Source organism: Janthinobacterium sp. BJB401, from assembly GCF_013372745.1.
Classification (GTDB): Bacteria; Pseudomonadota; Gammaproteobacteria; order Burkholderiales; family Burkholderiaceae_D; genus Janthinobacterium; species Janthinobacterium rivuli.
In genome coordinates this window covers 111899-128161 of record NZ_JABXFH010000012.1, presented here as the reverse complement: position 1 = coordinate 128161, position 16263 = coordinate 111899, and the positions used below count along the sequence as shown (strand labels likewise).

At 63.0% G+C, this 16263-nt stretch carries 15 protein-coding genes; 5 read left to right on the top strand and 10 right to left on the bottom strand.

Features of this window, described 5'->3' with window-relative positions; genetic code table 11:
- Nucleotide 1: 1 nt before the first annotated feature.
- Complete coding sequence (locus tag HWE17_RS10965) at nucleotides 2-559, bottom strand: helix-turn-helix domain-containing protein (protein WP_081922388.1); 558 nt, start codon at nucleotides 557-559, stop codon at nucleotides 2-4.
- Nucleotides 560-610: 51 nt separating this feature from the next.
- On the opposite strand from HWE17_RS10965, the gene HWE17_RS10960 reads away from it, so the two are divergent.
- Nucleotides 611-1522, top strand: a complete 912-nt coding sequence (locus HWE17_RS10960) for a DMT family transporter (RefSeq protein WP_176388777.1) — start codon at nucleotides 611-613, stop codon at nucleotides 1520-1522.
- Here the strand turns inward: HWE17_RS10960 and HWE17_RS10955 are convergent.
- From HWE17_RS10955 to HWE17_RS10930, 6 genes are all read right to left on the bottom strand, one after another.
- Nucleotides 1519-2466, bottom strand: a complete 948-nt coding sequence (locus HWE17_RS10955) for a cupin-like domain-containing protein (protein WP_176388776.1) — start codon at nucleotides 2464-2466, stop codon at nucleotides 1519-1521. The two genes, HWE17_RS10960 and HWE17_RS10955, sit on opposite strands and share 4 nt — an antisense overlap.
- A 52-nt stretch (nucleotides 2467-2518) precedes the next feature.
- Nucleotides 2519-3511 (bottom strand): chemotaxis protein CheB, encoded by a 993-nt coding sequence (locus HWE17_RS10950; RefSeq protein ID WP_176388775.1) that lies wholly within the window; start codon nucleotides 3509-3511, stop codon nucleotides 2519-2521.
- A 122-nt stretch (nucleotides 3512-3633) separates the two neighbouring features.
- The gene (locus HWE17_RS10945; protein ID WP_035818092.1) at nucleotides 3634-4377 is read right to left on the bottom strand and encodes a DNA-binding protein; all 744 of its coding nucleotides are present in this window, start codon (nucleotides 4375-4377) and stop codon (nucleotides 3634-3636) included.
- Nucleotides 4378-4519: 142 nt separating this feature from the next.
- Nucleotides 4520-5137: an LON peptidase substrate-binding domain-containing protein gene (locus HWE17_RS10940; RefSeq protein ID WP_176388774.1), complete on the bottom strand. Its 618-nt coding sequence runs from the start codon at nucleotides 5135-5137 to the stop codon at nucleotides 4520-4522.
- 53 nt (nucleotides 5138-5190) lie between these two features.
- Nucleotides 5191-6429: a DEAD/DEAH box helicase gene (locus HWE17_RS10935; RefSeq protein ID WP_034752386.1), complete on the bottom strand. Its 1239-nt coding sequence runs from the start codon at nucleotides 6427-6429 to the stop codon at nucleotides 5191-5193.
- 118 nt (nucleotides 6430-6547) lie between these two features.
- Nucleotides 6548-8629 (bottom strand): TonB-dependent siderophore receptor, encoded by a 2082-nt coding sequence (locus HWE17_RS10930; RefSeq protein ID WP_255206195.1) that lies wholly within the window; start codon nucleotides 8627-8629, stop codon nucleotides 6548-6550.
- Between the two features lie 386 nt (nucleotides 8630-9015).
- Here HWE17_RS10930 and asd point away from each other — a divergent pair, with 386 nt between their 5' ends.
- Complete coding sequence (asd, locus tag HWE17_RS10925) at nucleotides 9016-9864, top strand: archaetidylserine decarboxylase (RefSeq protein ID WP_176388773.1); 849 nt, start codon at nucleotides 9016-9018, stop codon at nucleotides 9862-9864.
- Nucleotides 9865-9881: 17 nt separating this feature from the next.
- Here asd and HWE17_RS10920 read toward each other — a convergent pair whose 3' ends face one another.
- Nucleotides 9882-10787 carry a LysR family transcriptional regulator gene (locus HWE17_RS10920; RefSeq protein ID WP_035818083.1) on the bottom strand — a complete coding sequence of 302 codons (906 nt, stop codon included), beginning with the start codon at nucleotides 10785-10787 and terminating at the stop codon, nucleotides 9882-9884.
- Nucleotides 10788-10901: 114 nt separating this feature from the next.
- Here HWE17_RS10920 and HWE17_RS10915 point away from each other — a divergent pair, with 114 nt between their 5' ends.
- The 3 genes from HWE17_RS10915 (at nucleotide 10902) to HWE17_RS10905 (ending at nucleotide 13522) form a co-directional block, all read left to right on the top strand.
- Entirely contained in the window at nucleotides 10902-11501 is a 600-nt protein-coding gene (locus HWE17_RS10915) for an FMN-dependent NADH-azoreductase (protein WP_099402284.1), read from the top strand.
- A gap of 57 nt (nucleotides 11502-11558) precedes the next feature.
- A complete protein-coding gene (locus HWE17_RS10910) occupies nucleotides 11559-12434 on the top strand; it encodes a pirin family protein (protein WP_176388772.1) in 876 nt (291 codons plus the stop codon).
- A gap of 131 nt (nucleotides 12435-12565) precedes the next feature.
- Nucleotides 12566-13522, top strand: a complete 957-nt coding sequence (locus HWE17_RS10905; protein ID WP_176388771.1) for a cation diffusion facilitator family transporter — start codon at nucleotides 12566-12568, stop codon at nucleotides 13520-13522.
- A gap of 60 nt (nucleotides 13523-13582) precedes the next feature.
- On the opposite strand, the gene HWE17_RS10900 is transcribed toward HWE17_RS10905, so the two are convergent.
- Entirely contained in the window at nucleotides 13583-15835 is a 2253-nt protein-coding gene (locus HWE17_RS10900; protein WP_035818071.1) for a bifunctional (p)ppGpp synthetase/guanosine-3',5'-bis(diphosphate) 3'-pyrophosphohydrolase, read from the bottom strand.
- 39 nt (nucleotides 15836-15874) lie between these two features.
- On the bottom strand, nucleotides 15875-16225 hold the full coding sequence (locus HWE17_RS10895) for a RidA family protein (RefSeq protein ID WP_034784210.1): 351 nt from the start codon (nucleotides 16223-16225) through the stop codon (nucleotides 15875-15877).
- Nucleotides 16226-16263 lie beyond the last annotated feature (38 nt).

The following is a 16263-nucleotide window of genomic DNA, read 5'->3' as shown; positions in this document are numbered from 1 at the left end:
CCTAGCTGGCCACATTGCGCGTAAAGCGCAAGGTGGATGCGGCCGCATTCACGTAGGCATACGCTTGCGCGCTGCTGAAGACAAAAAAATCGCCCGTGGCCAGTTGCCTGGTTTCCGCCGCCAGCACGAGCTGCAACTCGCCTTCGAGCACGTAGAGCATTTCGCTGAAGCCGGCCGGGTCGGCTTGCGCATCGTAGCGCTCGCCCGGCGCCAGGGTCCATGACCACAGTTCCACCTGGCGGCTGGCGGGCGCCGCGCCCAGCAGCACGGCCTGGCTGGCCTGCGATGCACTTTGCCACATCAGCACGCGCAGGCTGTCGTGCGGCTGCCGCGGCGGCTGGACGAGGTCGACAAAGGCCACGTTCAAGGCGGCCGCCACATGGTCGAGATTGGCCAGGCTGATGTTGGTGCTGCCCGCCTCGACGCCATTGACCATGCGCCGGCTCAGGCCCGACAGGCGCGCCAGCTCTTCCTGGCTAAGACCGGCGGCAAGGCGCAAGCGCCGCAGATTGGTGGCCAGGTGTGCCAGCACGCCACCGGCCTCGGCTTGACTGCGCAATATATTGCTCCTATTATGATGGGAAATATTTTGCTCATAGCATAGCCTCCCATGAAAACACACGCAAGTCCCCCTCCCGCCATTGGTCTGCCCGAACTGGCCCTGATCGCCATTACCTTCATCTGGGGCGGCACGTTTCTCATCGTGCAACATGCCGTGACGGTCAGCGGCCCCTTGGCCTTCGTGGCCGCCCGCTTTGCCGTGGCCGCGGGCATCGGCGCTCTGATTTGCCGGGGCCAGTTGCGCCAGTTGACGAAGGCGGAGTTAGTCACCGGCATGGCCATCGGCCTGAGCATCTTTGGCGGCTACGCGCTGCAAACCTATGGCTTGATGCATATCACGAGCAGCAAATCCGCCTTCATCACGGCCTTTTATGTGCCCATCGTGCCGCTGGTGCAATGGCTGGTCTTCAAGCAGCGGCCCCACCCTGCCGTGTGGGCGGCCGTCGTGCTGGCGTTCGTCGGCTTGCTGCTGCTCACGGGCACGGATGGCTTGAGCATGGGTTTCGGCAAGGGCGAGCTGATCACGGCCGTGGGCGCCATCGCCATTGCCCTGGAAATCATCCTCATCAGCCGCGTCTCGCCGCAGCTGAACATCCTGCGCGTGACCATCGTGCAACTGGCCACGGCATCATTGATCGCCCTGCTGCTGATGCCCGTCTTGGGCGAAGCGCCGCCAGTACTCGGCAAGACTTTCATCCTCAGCGTGCTGGCCCTGGGCTGCGCCAGTGCGCTGATCCAATATGTGATGAACTGGGCGCAAAAGCGCATTTCCGCCACCAAGGCCACCTTGATCTATGCGGGCGAACCCGTGTGGGCCGGCGTGATCGGCCGCATCGCCGGCGAACGCCTGCCGGCCCTGGCCATCGTGGGCGCGATATTGATCATCGCTGCAGGCATCCTCAGCGAGTGGCGGCCCAAGCGCCTGCGCGCCGACGGCAAGGCCATCGTATCATCAGATTAAGCCTCGGTACGCCGCAACTCCGCCCCGCCATGCAAGGCCAGCGGCACGGCCCTGGCCCAGCGGTTCGACGACAGCGAAAACGTCAGCGCCCGCACCTGGTGGTACCAGCCGGCGGGCACGTACAGCATGTCACCCGGCTCGACGAGGCATTCGATCATGGTGGCTTGGCGCGCCAGCGGAAAGCGCTGGAAATCGGGCGCTTCCGGATCGAAGGGCGAGCCGAACAGGATGGCGTTCGCCTCGCTCGGATACAGGAAGGCGTCATGGTGCGGCGGCGACAAAAAGATGCGCTTGCGGCCCCACACCTGGGCGAAGATATTGTCATCGTAATCGCAATGCAAGGGCGTCACCGTGCCGGCCGGCCCCACCCAGAAACGCGGCGGGCCCATCTTGTCGAAATACGTGGGCCAGTGGCACAGGCGGTTCAGCTCGCGCAATTCCAGGTTGCCCAGGTACGGCGGCAGCACATGCGCGCCCTCGTCCACCAGATCCAGATATTGCCCCATCGACATGTCCTGCATGGCGCGGTCGGCCGCAAAGGCCGTGTTGATGTAGTCGCCCACCCGCGCGCGCACGGGCACGTGGCTGAACTGCTCGCGCAAGACTTCGGGCGCCAGCTGGGACAAGGGCCAGCGCTGTACCAGCCCGCGCATCAAAAATGGCAAGCCCAGCGCGGCACGCGCGCGGAAGGCGGCGGCGTCCAGCATGCCCAGGCATGGCACGGCGGTGATGGCCGGCAAGTCACGCGCCGCCTGCTTAATGGCCTCGCGCATGGCGTCGATGGAGGTCACGCCGCGCACCTGTGCATCCTTGTCTTCGCGCGCTTGCTTGCGCGCCAGGGCCGCTTCGGGCGAACTGAATTCGGCTGGGGGCCGGGGTGGCAATGCGCGTGGCAATATTGGGGCTGCCGCAAGCGGAAGCGGCTGTTTTTTTTCTGCAGACATAAACCTTCTTTGCGATCAGGCGTCGCGCGGCATGGCGCGACCATGCGCTATTTTAAGCCAGCAGAGCCCGTTTCAGCACATCGGCCTGCTCGCCCGCCTCCCGCGCCTTGGCCGCATACTCGCTGGCCGTGCCCGGATGCAGCCAGGCCTGGGCCTTGGCGGCCAGGTTCAGGTAGAGTTTTTCTTTTTCCTGCAGCGCCCTGACGGCAGCCCAGATGGCGTCTTCCGCCTTGTCATGCTGCAACTCACCGAGCATCTTCGCCGTGAAACTGTGGCCCGTATGGCAGCGAAAACGCTGCGGCTTCTGGCCATGCAGTTCCCACAGGGTGCCCTGGCATTCAGGACAGGTGAACGTCGATGGCGTGGCAATTTTTTCCAGTTGGTCCATATTCCCCACTCCCCGGGCAAAACGGTTTTCCACGGTGATCCACGGGGGCGCGGACGGCAAGGACGGCGCGGCGCTGGCCGGCGCCAAGTTGCCGTTGGCCAGCGCCAGCAGGGCCGGCCCGATCTCGGCAGCCGGCAAACGCCAGTCCACTTCGGCATAGTCGAGCGCGCTTTGCGGCATCGACGGCGCCACCGCGTCCTGCGGCTCCTGCACCAGCGCCCTGCCGCCGCAAGCCTTGATGGCCTGCAAGCCTGCCGTGCCATCGTCGAGGTAGCCGCTGAGTACCACGCCCACCACCTTCGGGCCGAAAGCGGCGGCCGCACTGCGAAACAGGGGGTCGATGGCGGGACGCGTATGGTTTTCCTTCGGTCCCCGGGTCAGCTCGACCGTCGCCTGGCCGGCCAGGTTGGCAACAAGCATGTGCCGGTCCGGCGGCGCCAGCAGGATGCGCCCTGCGCGCACGGGTTCGCGTTCTTCGGCAAAGCGCACGGGCAAGGCGGAGGTTTTGCCTAGGATCTCGTGCAACACGCTGTTGCGCGCGCCTACGTGCATGACGGCCAGGATTGCCGCGGGAAAATTCGCCGGCAAGGCGGCGAAGATGGTGGACAGTGCGCTCACGCCGCCCACCGAGGCTCCCATGACGATCAACGTTTCCATGCCGGCCCTTTCCCGCCTGGATCACTGAACTATTTTGCCGCGCCTCGCAACAAGATTCTGTGCGCCGGCTAACACTGTACGCAGCGTCAAACCTAGGACGTCACGCAGCAGCTTAGGAGGCCTTAGACAGGTGTTTTGAAAATCGGATCCACGATGAACTGCTGCGCCTTGATGCGCAAGGTGCGCTCTTCGTCGAGTTCGGCGCGCGTTTCGCCCAGCTCTTCACGCTCCGCTTCCAGTTCCAGACGCGCGGCCGCCAGTTCCGTTTCCACGCGCGTCAGGCTTTCCAGCTTCAGCTGGGCCTGGATCAGTTCCGCGCGCGCCGCTTCGGCGGCCTCTTCCAGGCGGGGGATGCCTTCGAGCTTGAATTGCGCCTTGGCCAGGTCCATGCGGGCCTGCTCGGCCGCCTCTTCCAGGCGCGGCAAGCCTTCCAGGCGCAACTGCGCCTTGGCCAGGTCCGTGCGGGCCTGGTTCGCCACTTGCCGCTCGCGTTCAAGTTCCTCGCGCAAGGTTTCCAGCTCACCGGCCTGCAGGTCGAGCAACTCTTGCTGACGCTCGTTCTCGCTGGCCAGGTCCATCAATTCCTGTTGATTGTCGTTCATCTCGGCTTCATGCGCGCTGTGGCTGGCGCTTAATTCCTGTCCTACATAATCGAGGATGGCTTGCTGCAGCACGGGCGACAGTTCGGCGGCGGCAGCGATCTGGCGCTGCGCACCGGCCTTGCGGCGCAGCAAGAGCTTGCTGATGGTGCCCAGGCAGGCGCCGTTGCCCAGCCGTTCGCGCAAGGCGCGCACCGTGATGGCCTGGCCTTCGCCCGCCATCGCTTCCATTGCCGCATTGATCTGTTCCGCGCTTACTTTTGCCATGTCGTCTGCTCTTGAATGTTGCCCAGGGCAATCTTGCCCAGGGGCATTATCTTATGCCAGCGGCGGCAAAGCGTAAAGTATTTCTCAATAGAAATTGCAATTGCACAACGGAAGCATGAGAAAACATGCGGCCTCAGGCAATTTATTCCTCCAACAAGCCGTTTTCCGTGAGCATATCCTGCACCAGTTCCAGGCGCAGCACGGGATTGTCCTGGCTCAGCAGCAATTGCTTTTGCATGGCGCTCAGGGACAGCAACTCGCACCAGCGGTTCGCCACCCAGCCGCACTCGTCGAGCCGGTATGGCGGCTGCAAGGGCATTTGCTCGGGCGGGATCTTTTGCTCCTGCAAGGTGCGAATCAGGGCGCCGAGCGCGTCGGCCACGTTCTGCTGCTCTTGCGGGATGGGGATGGTTTTATCGGGCGCCAAGGTCTCGACCTGCGCCATCCACAAGCCGTGCTTCAGCTGTTCGCTGGAAACGATATGAAAGCGCTGCATGCCCATGCATTTGATTTGCAGCAAGCCCGACAGGGGCGCGGCCCAGTCGATGACACGCGCCAGGGTGCCCACGGGCGCCAGGGTCTCTTGCTGGCCCGGCTTGCGCACTTCCCCGCCGTCCAGCAACTGCACCACGCCGAACGGCTGCTCGCCCATGATGCACTGACGTATCATGTCCAGATAGCGTACCTCGAAGATCTGCAGGGGCAGATAGCCGTCGGGATACAGCACCGTATTGAGCGGGAACAAAGGTATCGAGGTCATGGCGCATGATGGCACGAATGCGATATCCGTGCAGCGCGCCTTGCGTCCCCTTTTTACTTATAAAAACGGCGCTTCTTGGCCCGCTCCGCCGCCTTCGGCGCCAGCACTTTCACGGCCTTCTTCTGGATGGTGCCGCCGGCGGACGTGCCCGGCACGCGGTGCTCGGCCTCGAAACCAGGTTCCTCGTTGCGTTTCAGGGTTTGCCGGGTCAGCGCTTCCACGGCCGACAGCAATTCCACCTCGTCGGCGCAAACGAGCGAGATCGCTTCGCCTGAAGCGCCCGCCCGGCCCGTACGGCCAATGCGGTGGATATAGTCTTCGGCGACCGTCGGCAAATCGAAATTGACGACGACGGGCAATTGGTCGATATCGAGGCCGCGGGCGGCCACGTCGGTCGCCACCAGCACCTGCACCTCGGCCGATTTGAAGCGGGCCAGCGCGCGCAAACGGTTCGGCTGGGTCTTGTCGCCGTGAATCGAATCGGCGCGCACGCCCTGCTCCAGCAAAGTGTTCACCAGAAGCTCGACACCCTTGCGCGTCTTGACGAAGACCAATACCTGGCCCCAGCGCTTTTTCTTCAGCAAGTGCAAAAAGAGTTCCGGCTTGCGTTTCTTGTCGCACACGATCACCGATTGCTTCACGGCCTTGACCGTGCTGTTGCGCGCGCTGACCTCGACCGAGACGGGATCCTTCAGCATGGTCTTCGCCATGGCGCGAATCGCATCCGAGAAGGTGGCCGAGAACAGCAGGGTCTGGCGCTGCTTGGGCATGGTCATCAGCAATATATCGAGTTCGCGCTCGAAGCCCAGGTCCAGCATGCGGTCGGCCTCGTCCAGCACCAGGGTTTGCACTTGCTCGAACTTGACGGCGCCCTGCGTCTGCAAGTCCAGCAAGCGGCCCGGCGTGGCCACCAGCACGTCGAGGCCCTTGCGCAGTTTGCTGATCTGCGGCTCGATGGGCACGCCGCCATACGCGACAAAGCTGCGCAGCGGCAAGTTCCCGCCATAGCTGCGGAAGCTGGCATACACTTGCTCGGCCAGTTCGCGCGTGGGCACGAGCACGAGCACGCGCACGCACTGGGGCGCCACCACGCCTTCCAGGGTCAGGCGCTGCAGCAGCGGCACGGCGAAACCGGCCGTCTTGCCCGTGCCCGTCTGGGCGGCGGCCATCAGGTCGCGCCCGGCCAGCACGGCGGGAATCGCTTGCGCCTGCACGGGCGTGGGCTTGGCATAGCCGAGCTCGTCAAGTTTGCGGACCAGGGGATCGATCAGGCCGAGGGAGGAAAACGTCATGGGGAAAGCAATCTTGGCAAAGTAAAAGGTGGCGCGCACGGACGGGCCGTGCGCGCGATTGCCGAGATTATAGGCCAGCGGGGATGCCGGCCGGGGTTTCACCGTTAAAACAAACGCGTCAAAACTTCATTTCCAGGGTCGCGCGCGCCTGCGGTGAACTTGGTGAAATGCTGTTGCGCACGATGGTGCCGCTGGCGTCCGCATACGCTGTGGTGCTTTCAAAGTCTTGCGCCAGCAAATTCGACACGGCCAGACGCAGCTGGTTCTTCGCATCGAATTTCCACAGCGCATAAATGTCGACGTCACGCCGCGGCGACGTATAGGCGCTCTGGCGCTCGGTGATGCGCACGGGGCCGCCGTTGCGGAAGTTGAAGCTGCCGCCCGTGGTCAAGACGCCATCGGGGGTCTTGTAGTCGAGCCCAAAGTTGCCGCTGACGGGGGTTTGCTGGTCAAGCCGATTGTTTGGCCCCGGCACCTGCTCCACCTGCGACCAGTTGCGGCTGACGCTGGCGCGCAAGTCGATGGCCGGTACGGGCGCGGCCAGCACGGCGCGCAGCGGGAACTTCGCTTCCAGTTCCAGTGTCTGAGTATTCGCGCGGCCATCATTGACGGGCGTGGACACCCAGCGATCATTGATGAACAGCAAGCCCTGGCGCGTGTAGCCATCGATGCGGCGGGCCGAGGCGCGCGCGCTGAGCAAAGCGCCTTCGGCCCAGTAGTGCTCGTACGAGGCGTCGATGCCCAGCGCCAGCTCCGGCTTCAGGTAGGGATTGCCTTCGCGGTCGGGGTCCGTCTGGCTATTGTTGGTCGAGGTATTACGACGCGGAATCAGGCTCGCCGTGGGCTGCGCCTTGTAGGTGCGCGTCAGGGCCAGGCGTACCTGGTCACCCTTGGTATCAGGCAACTTCCACAAGGTTTGCAACAGCGGGCTCCACACGCTGGTGCGCTGGTTCACTTCATCATAGGTATTGCCCGCGCTGCGCGTGTCGATGCCTTCCCAGCGTACGCCCGCATACATGGACAAGCGCGGCGTGATTTCCCAGTCGTCCTGCACAAACAGGGCCAGACGCTTGATGGTGGCATCGAAACCTTCGTCGCTGTCGACGGGCGGGCGCGCACCCGAGGTGCCCAGCACCGCTTCGCGCTGGCGGCGCGTTTCCTCGCGCTCCGTGTAGGCGCCGTCCCAGCCCATCGACAGGGCGTGGCCGGGCAGCAAGGGTGTGGAGTACTTGCCGGTGGAACTGACGCCGTTTTCCGTCGCCTTCACGCCCACCTTGCGGTCGAGCGCCAGGCCGCTGCCATCGACAAAGCCTTGCTGCAGGCTGTCGGACGTATTGCGGGCGGCCGAGGCGCCGATTTTCAATTCCAGCCGGGCGCCGCCGGCCAGCTTGTGCATCCACGTCAGGTCGCTGCGGCCGAAGGCATTGTGGTTGCTGGAGCTGCCCGTATTGGTGTCGTAATCGGGACGCAAGCCCTGCTGCGTTTCCGCGCGGCTGAAATTGCGGTGGTTCGAGCGCCCGCCATTGAAAAAGAATTGCGCCGTCACGTTATCGCCGTTGGCCAGCACCCAGTTCAGGCGTGGCGACAGATTGATGCCTTCCGGGCGGCCATCGCCCGTGCCGTTCGTGCGGCGCAGCAGGTTTTGCCGGCCATCGGGCGCGTAGCCCAGTTCCAGCCCGGGATTGTCGTAATGGTAATCGTAGCGGAACAGCGAGCCAGCCAACGAATACGAAAAATTGCCGTCGCGGTCGGACAGTTGCACGTTGACGCTGGGCGAAAAGCTCACGTCGCTGCCCTGCACGCCCAGCTTGAGCTCGCGCTGCGCCGTCTTCACGGCTTTCTTGAGCACCACATTGATGGTGCCGGCAATCGACTGCGTGCTGTATTCGGCGCTGGCTGCATGCAAAATCTCGATGCGTTCGATCACGTCGGGCGACAGGGTGTCGAGCGAAAAACCGGCCGGCGCCCGCTCGCCGTTGAGCAATATCTGCGTGTAGCCGCTGCCCAGGCCGCGCATGCGGATTTCGCCGCCCGAGCGCCCGGCCGCGCCGGAAACCGTGATGCCGGGCAGGCGCTTGAGCACGTCGGTGACATTCGTGTCGCCATACTTGAGGATTTCTTCGCTGCCAACGACCATCTTGCTGGCCGTATCGTCGCGGCGCGGATCATAGCCGCTGCCCTTGACTTCGACGGTTTGCATCGCGGGCGCGGCGGGCTTTTCAGCCTTCAGCGGCGCAGAGGCAGCGGCAGCGTCGGCTGGCGCTTCGGATTGCTGGGCCTGGGCATTCCAGGCAAGTAAAACGGCTGAACAAAGGACGGTAAGGCGAAGGCAACGGCGTGGCATCATGACCTGGCTAAAAAAGTTGGCTGAATAAAAATGGCTAAAAGCTAAAAAACAGGCCGCTGTATTGTGCTGTAATTTTTTCCAAGTGACACAGTTTCCTGAAAATATTTCCTATGGCAAATTAAGTTCGGCGGCGGGCTGCGATGCGCACCCTTGCATACGGCGCATAGTATTGCGCGCCACATCGCCGCTATAATGCGTTTTCACCATTGTTCCCATCACCCCGTCAAAGGCTTCCCATCGTGTCTGACCGTCTTGCCGTCCTGCCTCAATATCTGCTTCCCAAAGGAGCGTTGACCAACTTTGCCGGCCGTGTCGCCGGCGCCAAAGGCGGCGCCATGACGACGCGTTTGATCCGCTGGTTCGTCGGCTACTACAACGTCAACATGGATGAGGCGCTGGATCCGGACATCACGCACTACACGAGCTTTAACGACTTTTTCACGCGCGCGCTGCGCCCCGATGCCCGTCCGCTGGCCGAAGCCGACTACGTCTGCCCCGTCGATGGCCGCATCAGCCAGTTCGGCAGCATCGACAAGGACCAGATCTTCCAGGCCAAGGGCCACAACTTCAGCACGACGGCCCTGGTCGGCGGCGATGCGGCACTGGCGGCCCAGTTCGAGCACGGCAGCTTCGCCAATCTGTACCTGAGCCCGCGCGACTACCACCGCATCCACATGCCCTGCGACGGCCGCCTGACGCGCATGATTTATGTCCCTGGTGAATTGTTCTCCGTCAACCCGACGACGGCGCGCGGCATTCCCGGCCTGTTCGCCCGCAACGAGCGCGTCGTCTGCGTGTTCGACACGGCCAACGGCCCCTTCGTCATGACCCTGGTCGGCGCCACCATCGTCGGCAGCATGGCCACCGTCTGGCACGGCGTCGTCAACCCGCCCCGCACGGGACAGGTGCGCGACTGGAGCTATGCGAACGACAACGTGGTGCTGAAACAGGGTGAAGAGCTGGGCCGCTTCCTGCTCGGCTCCACCGTCGTCATGCTGTTCCCGAAAGACACCTTGACGTTCAATGCCAACTGGCAACCGGCCGGCCCCGTGCAGCTGGGCGAGGTCATGGGCAACCTGCCCAAGTAAAGCATCCGGACGCGCGCCTAGACGGGCGCGTCCGTGCGATACATCTCCTCCATCAGATCCAGAAACGCGCGCGTCTTGGCCGGCATCAAGCGCCGGCCAGGAAACACGGCCCAACCCGTGACCAGCGGGAAACTCCACTCCGGCAACACCCGCACCAATTCCCCCGTCGCCACATACGCCTTGGCAAAACGGTCCGTGCTGGCCGCGATGCCCACGCCCGTGCACGCCATGCGCACCAGCAATTCCGGCGAGTTGGCCAGCAGGCGCACGGGCAGATCGCGCTCCCACGTCGTCTTGCCGCGGATCAAAGTCCAGTGCACGAGGCCATGCACGGCCCGTGGCAAGCTGAGCAAATCATGTCCATATAAATCGTCGGGATGCTCGGGCAAGCCGTGCACGCTCGTGTATTGCGGCGAGGCATACAGCGCGAGCGTACTGAAGGCCACACGGCGCGCGGACAGGCTGGCGTCGTCGGGCAAGTTGCCCATGCGGATGGCCAGGTCGAAATTTTCTTCCAGCAAATCCACCCTGCGCGCCGACAAGTCCAGTTCCAGCGAAATGGCCGGATAGCGGCGCACGAACTCGGCCAGCACCTGGCGCATCAGGGTGTCGCCAAAGTCGGCCGGCATGGAAATGCGCAGCAAGCCGCTGGGCCCGGCCTGCCGGTGCTGCGCCAGCGCGCCGGCCGCCTCCGTTTCTTCCACCACCTTGCGCGCGTGCTCGAGCAGGCTGGCGCCAAACTCCGTCAGCGCCAGCTTGCGCGTGGTGCGCAGCAGCAATCGTTCGCCCAACTTCGCTTCCAGCAGCGAGATGCGGCGCGACAGGGTCGATTTGGGCAAGTCCACGCGCACGGCGGCGCGACTGAAACTGCCGCATTCGACGACTCTGGCAAACAGCAATAAATCTCCGGGATCGATATCCATACTTTTGATTGTTCCATGAGTGGATTAATGTTATCCATTTTAACGGCTTCCGCATCAATTTTGGAATTGCTATAGTTCATCCATCGCAAGACACCTCACAACGGAGAAAACAAGATGAACATCCTGCAAATCAATTCCAGCGCCCGCAGCACCGGTTCCGCCTCGACCCGCCTGGCTGACGCCATCGTCAGCCGCGTACAAGCGGCCAACCCTGGTGCCGCCCTCGTCCGCCGTGACCTGGCTGCCGCACCGCACCCCGTGCTCGACGAGCCGACCCTGCAAGCGCTGTTCACGCCAGCCGACAAGCGCACGCCGGAGCAAGCGGCCCGCATCGCCCTGGACGACGCATTGATTGCGCAAGTGCAAGCAGCTGACGTGATCGTCATCGGCGCGCCGATGTACAACTTCGGCATCACCGTGCAACTGAAAAGCTGGTTCGACGCGATTGCCCGCGCCAACGTCACCTTCAAGTACACGGAAAACGGCCCTGTGGGCCTCTTGAGCGGCAAGAAAGTCTACGTGGGCCTGTCCCGCGGCGGCTTGCACCGCGACAGCGCCAACGATAGCCAGGTGCCTTACCTGAACACCATGTTCGGCTTCCTGGGCCTGACCGACGTGCAATATGTGTATTCGGAAGGCATGGGCATGGGCCCGGAAGCCGTGGCCAAGGCGCAAGCCCAGGCGGACGCCGAGATCAACGCGATCCTGGTGTAATGCACGTACCAAGCTGGGGTCAGACCCGCCGGGTCTGACCCCAAACAGGAGAGAACAATGAGCGATACCACCACTGTCACGAAAGCACGCGCCGTCGAGCGCGTGATCGCCGGCCAGGCCGTCATGGATGGCGCCGGCGTGAAGATCAACCGCGTGCTGACGCAGCAACTGCAGCGCCGTCTCGACCCGTTCTTGATGCTCGACAATTTCGCCAGCGACAAGCCGAACGACTATATCGCCGGCTTCCCCGAGCATCCGCACCGCGGCTTTGAAACGGTCTCGTACATGATCACGGGACGCATGCGCCACAAGGACAGCGCGGGCAACGAAGGCTTGCTGACGTCGGGCGGTGTGCAATGGATGACGGCCGGCAGCGGCGTGATCCATTCGGAAATGCCGGAGCAGGAAGAAGGCGTGATGGAAGGTTTTCAGCTGTGGCTGAACCTGCCCGCGCGCGACAAGATGCGCACGCCGTGGTACCGCGATTTCACGAGCAGTGAAATCCCCCGCTACACGACGGAGACAGGTGTCGCCGTGCAAGTGATCGCCGGCGAGAGCCATGGCGTGACGGGCGCCGTGCAGCGCGAACTGACGGAACCGTTGTACCTCGATATCGACCTGCCAGCCGGCGCCAGCTTCGAGCAACCCTTGCCGCCAGGCCATAATGCTTTCATCTACACCTTCCGTGGCGAAGTGCAGGTCGACGGCAAGGCCGTGCCCGCCCTGCGCATGGCGATCTTCTCCAACACGCCGGGCAGCGACGGCGTGCGCATCGAGGCGCCCGAAGGCGGCCGCGTGATCCTCGTCGCCGGCCAGCCCTTGAACGAGCCGATCGCGCAATATGGCCCGTTCGTCATGAATACCCAGGCGGAAGTGTTCCAGGCCGTGCAGGATTTCCGCGAAGGCAAGTTTGGCGAGACGGCGCCGCAGTAAGCTTGTCTCCGTAAAAATGTTTGCTCCAGGTAAAACCTGCAGTGCCTCGCGGCCTGCAGGTTTTTTTATGCGCCGACTATTTTGTTGCTTTTCAATTACACTGACGGCAACATCATTCCACAAAGCATTCCATGCATCCCACGCACGACAACACCGAACACGACGCCACCCATTTGCACGCCCACCTGAAAGGCGACGCCAAGCATACCCACTCGTTCGAGGGGCGTAGCCAGAGCATCCTCGCGTGGGCGCTGGGGCTGACCCTGTCATTCGCCGGCATCGAGGTCATCGCCGGTTTCATGTCCAATTCGCTGGCCCTGATTTCCGACGCTGGCCACATGGTCACGGACGCGGCCGCGCTGGGCCTGGCCCTGCTGGCGCAGCTGATCGCGCGCCGCCCTCCCTCGCCGCGCCACTCGTTCGGCTTTGGCCGCGCCGAAGCACTGGCCGCCTTCGTCAACGGCCTGGCCATGCTGTGCGTGGTGGGCTGGATCTGCTATGAAGCCGTGCTGCGCTTTTCCGCACCGCAAACCGTGCAAGGCGGCATGGTCTTCGTCGTCGCCTTCATCGGCCTGGCCATCAACTTGGTGGTGGCGTGGGTATTATCGAAAGACAAGCAAAGCGTCAACACGCGCGCCGCCCTCGTGCACGTGATGGGCGATTTGCTCGGCTCGGTCGCCGCCATCGTCGCCGGCGCCGTGATTTACTTTACGGGCTGGATGCAGATCGACCCGCTGCTGTCCGTGCTGGTGTCCTTGCTGATCCTGAAGTCCACGTTCGGGGTATTGAAAGAGTCCTACCACTTCCTGATGGAAGGCGTGCCCATGCACATCGACTACATCCAGGTGGGCGCGGACGTGGAGCAGGTGGACGGCGTGATTGCCGTGCACGACCTGCACGTATGGGACATGTCGCCCGGCCAGCCAGCCCTGATCGGCCACGTGGAAATCGAGCACCTCGACCATTGGCCGAAGGTATTGCGGGCGATCAAGAAGATGTTACTGAGTAAGCATGGCATCGACCATATTACTTTGCAGCCTGAAACCGCCACGATGGCGGGGTTGCATGCGGGTGACAAAACCCACTAGCAAGGACCGGGGTCGTACCCTCAGGGTACGACCCCAGCATCTGTCCTTGGGGTGCAAAGACTAGCTACGCCGAGCCTCAAGCACACCACTGACATCCTTGATCACATTCAGCGCCTTCAACAACTGCGCCGTCGAGCTGATCTCGGCCGTAAAGGTCATGCGGGCCTGGCCCTTGGCGCTTTGGGTGTTGACGCCGATCACGTTGATCTTTTCGCGCGAAAAGATTTCGGAGATGTCGCGCAGCAAGCCCTGGCGGTCACCGGCCAGAATAAAGATGTCGACCGGATACACGGTGTCGTGCCCGCCCGTGCTGCCCCACTCGGTAAAAATCACGCGCTCGGGCGACTTGGCGCGCATTTCCTCGAAATTTTTGCAGGTCGCGCGGTGAATCGACACGCCCTTGCCACGCGTCACAAAACCGACGATGCTGTCCGGCGGCGCCGGCTTGCAGCACTTGGCCAGCACCGTCATCAAGCCTTCGGTGCCCACCACCAGCACGCCGGACTTGGCGCCCTGCTCCACACTGGAAGCGCGGCTTTTTCCGACCAGCACGGCGTCTTCCGGCACCACCACTTCGCCATTGTCGTGCAGCGCCTGCTCCACGTGGCGCAGGCTGAATTCATCCTTGCCGACCGACAGGAACAGCTCGTCGACTTTCGCAAAGCCCAGCTTTTGCGCCAGCGCTTCGAGATTGACGGCCGTCTTGCCTTCGCGCTGCAAGGATTTTTCCACCAGCGCGCGGCCGTGGGCCAGGGTTTCCTGCATGTCGATGGCGTGGAACCAGGCGCGGATTTTCGAGCGCGTGCGCGTGCTGACGGCGTAGCCGGCGCTGAGCCAGTCGCGCGACGGCCCGGCCGTGCCCGGCGCGCCCTTGGCCGTGATGATTTCGCAGGTCTGGCCGTTTTTCAGTTGCGTATTCAGGGGCACCATGATGCCGTCGACCTTGGCGCCGCGGCAGCGGTGGCCCACGTCCGTGTGCAGGTGATAGGCAAAGTCGACGGGCGTGGCGCCCACGGGCAACTCCAGCACCCGCGCTTGCGGCGTCATGACGAAGATGCGGTCGTCCAGGGTGGCCGATTTGAGCTTTTCCACCCATTCGCGCTGGATTTCTTCCTGGCCCACGACGGCGTCGGCCACTTCCGTTTTCCAGGCCAGCAACTGGCGCAGCCAGGCGATCTTTTCGTCGTATTTCTGACCGGCAAAGTTCGAACCGCCCTCTTCCTTGTAGCGCCAGTGCGCGGCCACGCCGTATTCGGCAAAGCTGTGCATTTCATTGGTGCGGATTTGCACTTCCAGCGGGCGGCCATCCTCGGCCGTCACCACCGTGTGCAGCGACTGGTAACCGTTGGGTTTCGGCCGCGAAATGTAATCGTCAAATTCTTTCGGGATGGGGGTCCAGATATTGTGGACCACGCCCAACACCGTGTAGCAGGTTTTCACGTCGGCAACGATGACGCGGAAGGCGCGCACGTCGTACAGGGCCGTAAAGTCCAGTTCCTTGCCGCGCATCTTGTTCCAGATGCTGTAAATGTGTTTCGGGCGGCCAAACACTTCCGCCTGGATACCGGCCGAAGCCAGTTCCGTCTGCAGGCGCAAAATCGCGGAGGAAACAAAACCCTCGCGCATCATGCGCTTTTCTTCCAGCATCTTGGCGATGCGTTTATACGCTTCCGGCTCGATGAAGCGGAACGACAGGTCTTCCAGTTCCCACTTCAGCTGCCAGATGCCGAGGCGGTTGGCCAGCGGCGCGTACAAATCCAGCGTTTCCTTGCCGTATTCACGCGTCATTTCGTTAAACAGCTTTAGTTCGGCAAAGTAACGCAAGGTCGTCACGCAGGCGGCCAGGCGCACCAGCACGACACGCATGTCGGAAGCCATCGCCAGCAACATCTTGCGCAGGGTTTCCACCTGGGCCACGGCTTGCTGCGCCGCATTCTTGCCGCGCCCGCCGACGCTGCCGTGCTGCGCCTGGGTCAGCGCGCGCAAGCGGATCAGCTGGCGCACGCCTGTCGCCAGGTCGCACACCTGCTTGCCGAAACGGGGCTCGATGTCGGCCGCCGTGTCCGGTTCCAGCAGGGTCAGCTCGAACATCAGGCCGGCGATGCGCGTTTCCGCATCGCTGCGCAGGAAAGCCAGGGTGGTGGCCACGCCGATGGCGAACTCCAGCGCGGAGCGGCCGGCAAAGGTCTGCTTGTCGCCATACGCTTCGGTGGCATACGCGAGCGCGTCCAGCACGCGCGCGCAGTCCGGCGCACTCAAGCCCTCTACCAGTTGTTCCGAGGTGACGCTATTCGGGGCCGAGATGGAAACCATGTAATACCTTTAAACTTGATGACTGAGCAACTTGATGACTTAGCGTTCTGCAGCGATGATGACGATTTCCACCAGGCAAGCCGGATTGGCCAGTTTCGCTTCCACCGTGGCGCGCGGCGGCGTGTGGCCTGAGGCGACCCAGTCGTCCCACACTTCATTCATGCCGGGGAAATCCTTCATGTCGGCGATGTATATCTGGCACGACAGGATGCAAGTCTTGTCGCTGCCCGCTTCCATCAGCAAACGGTCGACGTGGCCGAGCACTTCGCGCGTCTGGCCGACGATGCCTTGCGTGGTGTCTTCGGCGATCTGGCCCGCCAGGTAGATGGTGTTGTTGTGTATGGCTACTTCGGAGAGGCGTTTGCCTACGTGCAGTCGTGTAATTTCCATGCTTCTTCTTTCGGTTGTTTCAAAATCTGTACAGCGTT

What these genes read in the sequence shown, in the direction of transcription:
- HWE17_RS10960 (WP_176388777.1), top strand. Translation starts at nt 611, where the DNA reads ATGAAAACACACGCAAGTCCCCCTCCCGCCATTGGTCTGCCCGAACTG.
- HWE17_RS10955 (WP_176388776.1), bottom strand. Translation starts at nt 2,466, where the DNA reads ATGTCTGCAGAAAAAAAACAGCCGCTTCCGCTTGCGGCAGCCCCAATA.
- HWE17_RS10950 (WP_176388775.1), bottom strand. Translation starts at nt 3,511, where the DNA reads ATGGAAACGTTGATCGTCATGGGAGCCTCGGTGGGCGGCGTGAGCGCA.
- HWE17_RS10945 (WP_035818092.1), bottom strand. Translation starts at nt 4,377, where the DNA reads ATGGCAAAAGTAAGCGCGGAACAGATCAATGCGGCAATGGAAGCGATG.
- HWE17_RS10940 (WP_176388774.1), bottom strand. Translation starts at nt 5,137, where the DNA reads ATGACCTCGATACCTTTGTTCCCGCTCAATACGGTGCTGTATCCCGAC.
- HWE17_RS10935 (WP_034752386.1), bottom strand. Translation starts at nt 6,429, where the DNA reads ATGACGTTTTCCTCCCTCGGCCTGATCGATCCCCTGGTCCGCAAACTT.
- HWE17_RS10930 (WP_255206195.1), bottom strand. Translation starts at nt 8,629, where the DNA reads ATGCAAACCGTCGAAGTCAAGGGCAGCGGCTATGATCCGCGCCGCGAC.
- HWE17_RS10920 (WP_035818083.1), bottom strand. Translation starts at nt 10,787, where the DNA reads ATGGATATCGATCCCGGAGATTTATTGCTGTTTGCCAGAGTCGTCGAA.
- HWE17_RS10915 (WP_099402284.1), top strand. Translation starts at nt 10,902, where the DNA reads ATGAACATCCTGCAAATCAATTCCAGCGCCCGCAGCACCGGTTCCGCC.
- HWE17_RS10910 (WP_176388772.1), top strand. Translation starts at nt 11,559, where the DNA reads ATGAGCGATACCACCACTGTCACGAAAGCACGCGCCGTCGAGCGCGTG.
- HWE17_RS10905 (WP_176388771.1), top strand. Translation starts at nt 12,566, where the DNA reads ATGCATCCCACGCACGACAACACCGAACACGACGCCACCCATTTGCAC.
- HWE17_RS10900 (WP_035818071.1), bottom strand. Translation starts at nt 15,835, where the DNA reads ATGGTTTCCATCTCGGCCCCGAATAGCGTCACCTCGGAACAACTGGTA.
- HWE17_RS10895 (WP_034784210.1), bottom strand. Translation starts at nt 16,225, where the DNA reads ATGGAAATTACACGACTGCACGTAGGCAAACGCCTCTCCGAAGTAGCC.